6 protein-coding genes and 2 pseudogenes are annotated in these 8,524 nt (G+C 40.5%); all 8 read left to right on the top strand.

The features are described 5' to 3' along the window. Positions 1-75, top strand: a pseudogene (locus FTU44_RS14550) (IS6 family transposase); the annotation flags it as partial. A gap of 193 nt (positions 76-268) precedes the next feature. Next, the gene (gene cadR, locus FTU44_RS14545; RefSeq protein ID WP_004733193.1) at positions 269-661 is read left to right on the top strand and encodes a Cd(II)/Pb(II)-responsive transcriptional regulator; all 393 of its coding nucleotides are present in this window, start codon (positions 269-271) and stop codon (positions 659-661) included. 142 nt (positions 662-803) lie between these two features. Then, positions 804-1,214, top strand: coding sequence for a hypothetical protein (locus FTU44_RS14540; protein WP_025465702.1), 411 nt, complete (start codon positions 804-806; stop codon positions 1,212-1,214). Positions 1,215-1,262: 48 nt separating this feature from the next. Further along, positions 1,263-2,630 carry a TolC family protein gene (locus tag FTU44_RS14535; RefSeq protein ID WP_004677225.1) on the top strand — a complete coding sequence of 456 codons (1,368 nt, stop codon included), beginning with the start codon at positions 1,263-1,265 and terminating at the stop codon, positions 2,628-2,630. A gap of 1 nt (position 2,631) precedes the next feature. Then, positions 2,632-3,894 (top strand): efflux RND transporter periplasmic adaptor subunit, encoded by a 1,263-nt coding sequence (locus tag FTU44_RS14530; protein ID WP_071851559.1) that lies wholly within the window; start codon positions 2,632-2,634, stop codon positions 3,892-3,894. Further along, positions 3,884-7,042, top strand: a complete 3,159-nt coding sequence (locus FTU44_RS14525; RefSeq protein ID WP_180051253.1) for an efflux RND transporter permease subunit — start codon at positions 3,884-3,886, stop codon at positions 7,040-7,042. The genes FTU44_RS14530 and FTU44_RS14525 overlap by 11 nt, the downstream gene beginning before the upstream one ends. An 85-nt stretch (positions 7,043-7,127) precedes the next feature. Beyond that, the gene (locus tag FTU44_RS14520) at positions 7,128-8,027 is read left to right on the top strand and encodes a cation diffusion facilitator family transporter (protein ID WP_004665978.1); all 900 of its coding nucleotides are present in this window, start codon (positions 7,128-7,130) and stop codon (positions 8,025-8,027) included. Between the two features lie 203 nt (positions 8,028-8,230). Continuing rightward, positions 8,231-8,410, top strand: a pseudogene (locus FTU44_RS14515) (hypothetical protein); the annotation flags it as partial. Positions 8,411-8,524: the final 114 nt, after the last annotated feature.

Here is an 8,524-nt window from a genome sequence, read left to right as displayed (position 1 = left end):
GGACAAGCATCGTCATTTTATTATGGTCAGCCTCAGGGTGAAGTGTGTCTAATCAACAGGGTTTTCGGTCTCTAAGTACTTTTTAAAGGGAACATCATCGACTCAAATCTCTATTTGCAACAGTGCCAGATTTCTTATCTTCGCATGGTGTTTCTTTACTACATCCACAACCACTCATAGTTATACCCATTAAAAAAATTTATAAACTTTGAATATTAGAATCCCTATAGTTACTATAGAGTCAAGATTTTTTGGAAATACCAACTCAATGCATTTAAAAATTGGTGAACTCTCTAAAAAAACCTCATGTTCAGTATTAACAATTAGGTTTTATGAAAAGGAAGGTTTAATTCCGGAACCCGAAAGAACGGAAGGAAATTACCGCCTTTACGATATAGGCTATGTTGAGCGAATTAAGTTTATTTTGAATTGCCGAACTTTAAATATGAGTTTGAATGAAATTCGTCAATTACTTACCTATAAAGACAAACCTGAGAAAAATTGTTCAGATGTGAATGAATTAATTGACTTACATGTCAGTGCTATCAGAGAAAATATAATCAAGCAACAAAAGCTTATTGAACAATTATCTGATTTAAGAGGTACTTGTGATGGCTTATGTACAATTGACCAATGTGGAGTTCTAAAAAATCTAGCTTGATTATCTAGACCTATGCTTTTTTCAAAAATTCTGTATATCTTTACTTAAGGCTGCAAAAAGTTTAAGGTTACTCAAATTCTGTGATCAGATCTTTGATAGATCTGGACAGCTTCTTATTGGTGTTTTAAATACAGATTTGTGTATGAAGAGAAAAACATTTCTAATCCAGATATTGGTACTCTTATTCACATTCCAGAATATTTGGAGTGTGGCAGAGGCTGCGTGTCTGCATGAAATGCCAAACATACCCAATTCAATACTCTCTAATCCAATCGATTTAGACGAAAAGAGTGATAGTCCTAGTCAAGCACTTTATTCCTTAGAAAACTATAAAGAAATTTATGACTATTGTCAGAAGGTTTGTTTTAACGAAAAGTGCAGTCATTTCTCAAATACAATCGTGATTCAGATTGACCCACCCGATGATTTGAAGCTTAAAACTCATTTTGAGACAGTCCTTACACCATCTTATTTGGGAAGAACTTTTTATAAATCCCCTTATCTGAATCAATTAACACCCCCTCCTGATTTGCCCCTACTATTGGTGGGGTAGTCTTATAAAAGCCCACCACTCCTAATCTCATTATGTGTGGTGCATTTCATGTCAAAAAACAAATTATATCAGGATACTTCTATCCTGAATTTATCCTGGTCAGCATTCCGTACAGGTGTCTTGCTATCAGCAATGATCAGCTTGAGTACTTCTGTAGTCGCCAGTCCTCAAGATTTAACGCTGCGACAAGCCATTGATCAGGTCAACCAGTATCAAGCGTCCCAAAATTTCTGGGAAACGCAAAACAGCATTAATGCCACGAATCTTCAGCAAAGTAAGCTGTTTAAAAATCCTGAACTGTCAGTTGAACAAACGGGATTTGGTTCAAATAATGAAAAAGAGCTTACCATTGGCATATCACAACCCTTGGATATTTTTGGTGAGCGAAAAGCAAACCAAAAATTAGCCAGTCTCTCTACAGATAAAACAGCACTGAAGCAGAAGATTTATCAAGCGCAAATTGAGCTTGCAGTGAAATATGTATGGTCACAACTGGCCATTGCCGAACTTGAAAGAAACATTGTCAATGAACAACTTCGGGTGAGCGAAGAAAACCTTAAAGCGATCGAGAAGCGCTTTACTGCGGGCGGTATCGCGCAAGTAGATGTGAATCGCGCACGTTTAAGTCATGCTGAAAATATCCGTCTTTTTAGACAGGCCGACTTACAAGTCCAAGTGGCCACCCAACAATTATCAAATTTATGGGGAACCTCTGATAAGTCATTGCAGGTAAACCTCTCTTCACAAAAGCTCTGGCCAAAATCGACTCATCAGCAGGTTCAAGAATATTTAGCGGAAAACTACGTTGAGAAATATCGAGCTTTACTGGTATTAGAGTCTCAAGCAACGGTTGATCAACTAAGGGCAAAGGCACGTCCTAACCCCACTTTAAACCTAGGTGTCAACCGCACCCAATCCTTGGAAAACTCCACACAAAATCAATTAGTAGTCGGAGTCAGTGTACCGCTTAATATTTTCGATCGTCAGCAAAATGGCATAAAAATCGCGCAAGAAAAAATGAACTTATTAGAGCGTCAGAAAGAGTTTTATCTAAAGCAAAATGCGCTGCAAATAGGCACAATTTTAACCGAGTTGCAGGGTTTAGAGCTGCAATTCAAAGTCGTTGACGAGACTCAAATTCCTTTGGCGACTCAAGTTCAAAGTAAGACGCTACAAGGTTTCTTGGCAGGCAAGTTTGCTTTAACCGATGTTCAGCAAGCCACGCTTCAATTACAAGACATCCGTCTGCGTAAAGTCCAGTTGTTACGGGATGGCTGGCAAAAGGCCATTGAAGCAGAAAGTTTGAGCTTAGGCATTAGCCCAAGTGAAGTCATGTCGAAAGATGCTATTGCACAAATCAATCAAAACTTATGGCAAGACATACAGGCCATGCCTGTCATTGGTGGGGGAAATTAACATGTTCGATCTTAAAAACAGCTTAAAAAAACAGAGCGGAAAAATCTCTCAACCTCTACTGATTGGTTTGGTCATCGGCGCAACCGTACTACTCAGTATTTTCTTGATCTTGTCGGGTAAGAATAAATCTGAAACATCAGATGAACATGCAGAGGAAGAAGGCGCAGAGGAACATGGAAGTGAAGAAGGCAAAGAGGAACATGGCGGTGAAACCGAAGAGCATGCAGAAGGCGTGAGCCTGACGGCCAAGCAACTGGTTGAACAAGGCATACAGTTATCAGCAGTCGATCAAGGTCCGGTGGTTAAATTAAGTTCTTATCCAGCAAAACTTAACGTGAATACCGACCAGCAAGCGCATGTCTCTCCGAGTTTTAGTGGTCATGTCGAAAATGTCTATGTAGAACTCGGCCAAAAAGTTCAGAAAGGACAGTCTTTGGCCACGTTGCTTGTTCCTGATTTAGTCGATCAGCAGGCCAATCTAAAAATTGAACAAACCAACCTTGAACTGGCGAAACAGGACTTCGAGCGTGAGCGTCAGCTGTGGTCACAGGGTATTTCAGCAAAACAGGACTATCAACGTGCTTACAACAGCTATAAACGGGCGCAAATTCAGGTCCAATCGGCCCAATCACGTTTAAGTGCGTTTGGTGCTGTGAATACCAGTAACGGGCGCTATATTTTGAAAGCCCCCATTTCCGGCGTGATCAGTAAAAAGGATTTGGTGCTCGGAGAAAATGTTCAGTTAGCCGATCAGCTCTTTACTATAGACCGGTTAGATCAGCTCTGGCTTGAGTTTATTGTTCCAAATTCTGAAATTATGGGTTTAGCCCCGAATCAAAAGATCGAATTTAAATCCTTGCAAACTGAAAAGGTCTATCAGGCAGTTATCCAGACTTTAAATACTGAAGCGGATACTCAAACGGGTCGTCTTCAGGTTCGAGCAAAAGTTGAATCGAATGCAACCGAATTACGTCCAAACTTGATGGTAAACGTACTGCTGCAACAAAAGAGTGAAAGTACCGCATTACGGGTGCTTAAGTCAGCAGTTCAGAATATCGATGGAAAGGATGTGGTTTTTGTCGCCACTCAACATGGACAGAAAGTTGAATTCAGTCCGCAGCCGGTGAAATTAGGTCAGTCATCTGGGGAGAGCCAGTGGATTGAAGTGGTAAATGGGCTTAATCAGGGACAAAAATATGCCGCTCAAGGTAGTTTCTTACTGAAATCTGAAATGGAAAAAGGAGAGGCTTCACATGGGCACTGAAAATTCTCAAATATCTAATAATGAGTCAATAAAGCCTGAAGGACTGTTTGATCGACTGATCCAGTTTTCAATTCATAATGCCATCTGGGTCATGCTGTTTATTGTGGCCTGGATTGGCGTAGGCATTTACAGCTATCAAAAGCTGCCGATTGATGCCGTGCCTGATATCACCAATACACAAGTACAGATCAACACTTCTGCCAATGGCTTTACTGCTTTGGAGATGGAACAGCGGATTACCTATCCTATCGAGAATGCCATGTCAGGCATGCCGAATATGGAACAAACCCGCTCTATTTCACGCTATGGTTTATCGCAAGTGACCATCATTTTTGAAGATGGTACTGATATCTACTGGGCCAGACAGCTCATCAACCAGCGCTTGCAAGAAGCAATGGGAGAAATGCCTGAAGATGTGCAACCGACCATGTCGCCTATTTCGACAGGTTTAGGTGAAATCTATCAATGGGTGATTAAAGCCGAACCTAATGCTAAAAAGCCGGATGGGACGTCTTATTCGGCTATGGACTTGCGTGAAATTCAGGACTGGATTGTGAGGCCGCAATTACAGCGTGTGAAAGGTGTTGCGGAAATCAACAGTATTGGTGGATTTAACAAGACCTATGTGGTTGCCCCTGACCTGAACCGATTGCAGCAATTGCAAATTCCTTTGACTGATTTACAGACCGCCTTAACAGAAAACAATGAAAACCGTGGTGCAGGCTATATTGAGAAAAATGGACAACAGTTGACTGTGCGGGTGCCCGGCACTTTAAACACGATTGAAGATATTCAGAACATCAGTATTGCCAATAAAAACGGCTATCCGATTCGGGTTGCAGATGTTGCCAAGGTATCGATTGGTCATGACTTGAGAACCGGTGCTGCAACCTATAATGGTGAAGAAACTGTATTGGGTATTGCCATGATGATGATGGGAGAAAATAGCCGTACCGTTGCTCAAGCCATTGATGAAAAGGTGCAATCGATCCAGCAATCCTTACCTAAAGGCGTAGTGATTGAGACCGTATATGACCGTACACATTTGGTTGATCGCGCGATTAAAACCGTTCAGAAAAATTTGATTGAAGGCGCAATCCTCGTCATTGTTATTTTATTTCTCTTTTTAGGTAATTTCCGTGCTGCGCTGATCACGGCTTGCGTTATTCCACTCTCAATGCTGTTTACCCTGGCGGGAATGGCAGAACAGAAAATCAGTGCGAATCTGATGAGTTTGGGGGCATTGGACTTCGGTATCATTATTGATGGTGCAGTGGTTATTGTAGAAAACTGTATCCGGCGGCTAGCCGAAGCTCAGAAGCTGAAAGGTGGTTTGCTGAGCCGTTCTGAAAGATTTAGAGAAGTCTTCTTGGCTGCGAAACAGGCACGTCGCCCTCTCATTTTTGGACAGTTGATTATTTTGGTGGTTTATCTGCCCATCTTTACCTTAACCGGTGTAGAAGCCAAACTTTTCCATCCTATGGCAATGACGGTTGTACTGGCTTTAATTGGGGCCATGATTTTATCTGTCACTTTTGTGCCAGCCGCAGTTGCCCTATTTGTCACTGGAGAAGTCAAGGAAACCGAAAGTCGCTGGATGCATTGGCTTAAAACCAAATATGAATTGCTTTTAGATAGAGCCTATGAGCTTCGTTTATTTGTGACTATTGTGGCTGCCTGTATTTTAGTGCTTACGGGTGTGCTAGCCACTCAAACAGGTAGCGAGTTTGCACCTCAACTGGGTGAAGGTGATTTTGCTGTTCAGCAAATGCGTTCCCCAAGTACAGGGTTAGAACAGTCACTGAGAATGCAGGAAAATACTGAAAAGTTACTGTTGAAAGAATTTCCTGAAATTAAAGCAATCTTTGCCCGTACCGGTACAGCAGAAGTGGCCACAGATGTCATGCCACCCAACATTTCAGATGGCGTGGTACTGTTAAAACCTCATGATGAATGGCCTGATCCAAAACAAACGATTGATGAGCTTCGCCAAAGAATGATTACTTTCTTAGCGACATTGCCGGGAAATAACAGTGAGTTCTCGCAACCCATTGAACTGCGTTTTAACGAGTTAATTTCAGGGGTGCGAAGTGATGTGGGTGTCAAATTATTTGGCGATGATATGGAAATTCTGAATCGTGAAGCGAATAAGATTTCTCAGAAAATTAAATCAATTTCAGGCGCGACAGCCGTTAATGTAGAGCAAACCAGCGGCTTACCCTTGTTGAATGTAGAAGTTGATAAGTCCAGAGCCGCACAATACGGCTTGTCGGTAAGAGCAATTCAGGATCTGGTAGCTACAAGTGTCGGTGGCCAGAATGTTGGAACAATTTTACAGGGAGACAAGCGTTTTGATTTTGTCATCCGTCTAGATGAATCCCAGCGTAGTCCTGAACAGTTAGCGGTACTTCCTATTCAATTGCCGAATGGTGGTTTAGTCCAACTGCAAGATGTGGCACGCGTTGAAAATATCCTGGGTATTAATCAGGTCAGCCGTGAAAATGGTAAACGTCGAGTGGTTATTACTGCAAATGTAGAAGGACGTGATTTAGGCTCATTCGTAACAGAGCTTCAGAGCACGTTATCCAAACAGGAATTACCAAGCGGTTATTGGATAGATTATGGCGGTCAATTTCAAAATCTGATGTCTGCAAAAGCGCGTATGCAATTGGTGGTTCCGCTCGCATTGTTGACGATCTTTATTTTATTGATGGCTGTATTCCATAATATCAAAGAAAGCTTACTGGTCTTTAGTGGTGTACCGTTTGCCTTATGTGGAGGCTTAATCGCGTTGTGGTTGCGTGACATTCCATTATCCATGTCAGCAGGGGTTGGCTTCATTGCACTATCGGGGGTGGCTGTACTGAATGGCTTAGTCATGCTCACCTTTATCAAAGAGTTGCGACAACAATATGACCTTTATTATGCAACGTGGCAGGGTGCAATTTTGCGTCTTAGACCTGTGCTGATGACCGCTTGTGTGGCGTCCCTTGGGTTTGTCCCGATGGCTTTGGCAACCGGAACTGGGGCAGAAGTACAGAGACCTTTAGCAACAGTGGTTATTGGAGGAATTATCTCCTCTACCCTGCTTACATTGGTTTTATTGCCCGTACTGTACCGGTGGATGAATGAAAAGAAAGCTTCTTAATCCATTAGATTAAGCAACTTTTAGCAGAGATATTGGGTCTGTCTCAAATATCTCTGCTAATCATGGATTAAATAAGGAAAATTTTATGTCAGAACATCATGATCATAGCCATGCGGTTGTTACTGAAGGAAATAGTAAGAAATTAATGTTTGCTTTGGGTTTAACGACTACTTTCTTAATAGTAGAAGTTGTCGCTGCTTTTATTACCCAAAGTTTAGCATTACTGTCTGATGCCGCTCACATGTTTACTGATGTAGCCGCATTAGCTATTGCTCTTGCTGCTATCAAAATTGGTAAAAAAGCCGCAGATGATAAAAGAACTTTTGGCTATCAGCGATTCGAAATTTTAGCGGCTCTGTTTAATGCAGTGATGCTTTTTGTGGTGGCGATATATATTGTCTATGAAGCTTACCAACGCTTTACGCATCCTGCTGAAATTCAAAGTGTTGGAATGATGATTGTCGCAGTCATTGGTTTGGTCATAAATTTGATTTCAATGAAAATCCTTTCTGCGAGTGCTCAAGAAAGTCTAAATGTGAAAGGCGCATATTTAGAAGTCCTTAGTGATGCACTGGGATCGATAGGCGTGATTATCGGAGGAGTGGTCATTTATTTTACCCAGTGGATGTGGGTAGATACCGTAATCGCTGTGTTAATTGGCTTCTGGGTTTTACCTCGAACTTGGGTTTTATTAAAACAAAGTATCCATATTTTGCTTGAAGGGGTTCCTGATGAGATTGATATTGAGTCGTTAAGAAATGATTTATTGATGCTAGAGGGTGTTGAAGGGATTCATCAGTTGAAAGTCTGGGCTATATCTTCAAAAAACATTCATTTAACTGCTCATTTGGTTGCTCCTAATAGCGATCCAGATCAGCTCTATCAAAAGGCCTTAGACGTTCTAAAACATAATCATAGTATTACTGAAATTACGTTACAAATAGAAAGTAAGGAATGTAATACATTGGAACAGCATAAACATTAAAGTGCTGCTCTTTCTACATAATGGACAGATGACTAGGCTGATAAACCTTACCATTTTCCTGTATTACACTTCTATTTATCACACGCACTTTAAACACCATCCTGAGACATTTTAAAATTACAAGAATGTAATTTATGAGTCCTCTGGGTGTTAATTCTTTAAAGTTAGAATATCTAACAAGTATTAAATGAGAGTAAATAAACATGCTATTCAAAAATAAATTTTGTACTAAATTACTGTTAATTAGTGCATTCTTTAGTATCGCAAGTTTTAGTTATGCAGATGGCGGCTTGTTATTTCTTGAAAAGAATTTAAAAGCTTCTAAAGTTGAAAATTCTAAACAAAAACAAGTTAAAAATAATGAATCAAATGAATCAAATGAATCAAATGAATCAAATGAATCAAATGAATCAAATGAATCAAATGAATCAAATGAATCAAATGAATCAAATGAATCAAATGAATCAAATGAATCAAATGAATCAAATGAATCAAAT

Source organism: Acinetobacter sp. YH12105, from assembly GCF_013419095.1.
In the GTDB taxonomy this organism is placed as follows: domain Bacteria; phylum Pseudomonadota; class Gammaproteobacteria; order Pseudomonadales; family Moraxellaceae; genus Acinetobacter; species Acinetobacter pseudolwoffii.
Note: the sequence above shows the minus strand (reverse complement) of the source record. Positions and strands in the feature narration are given on the sequence as shown.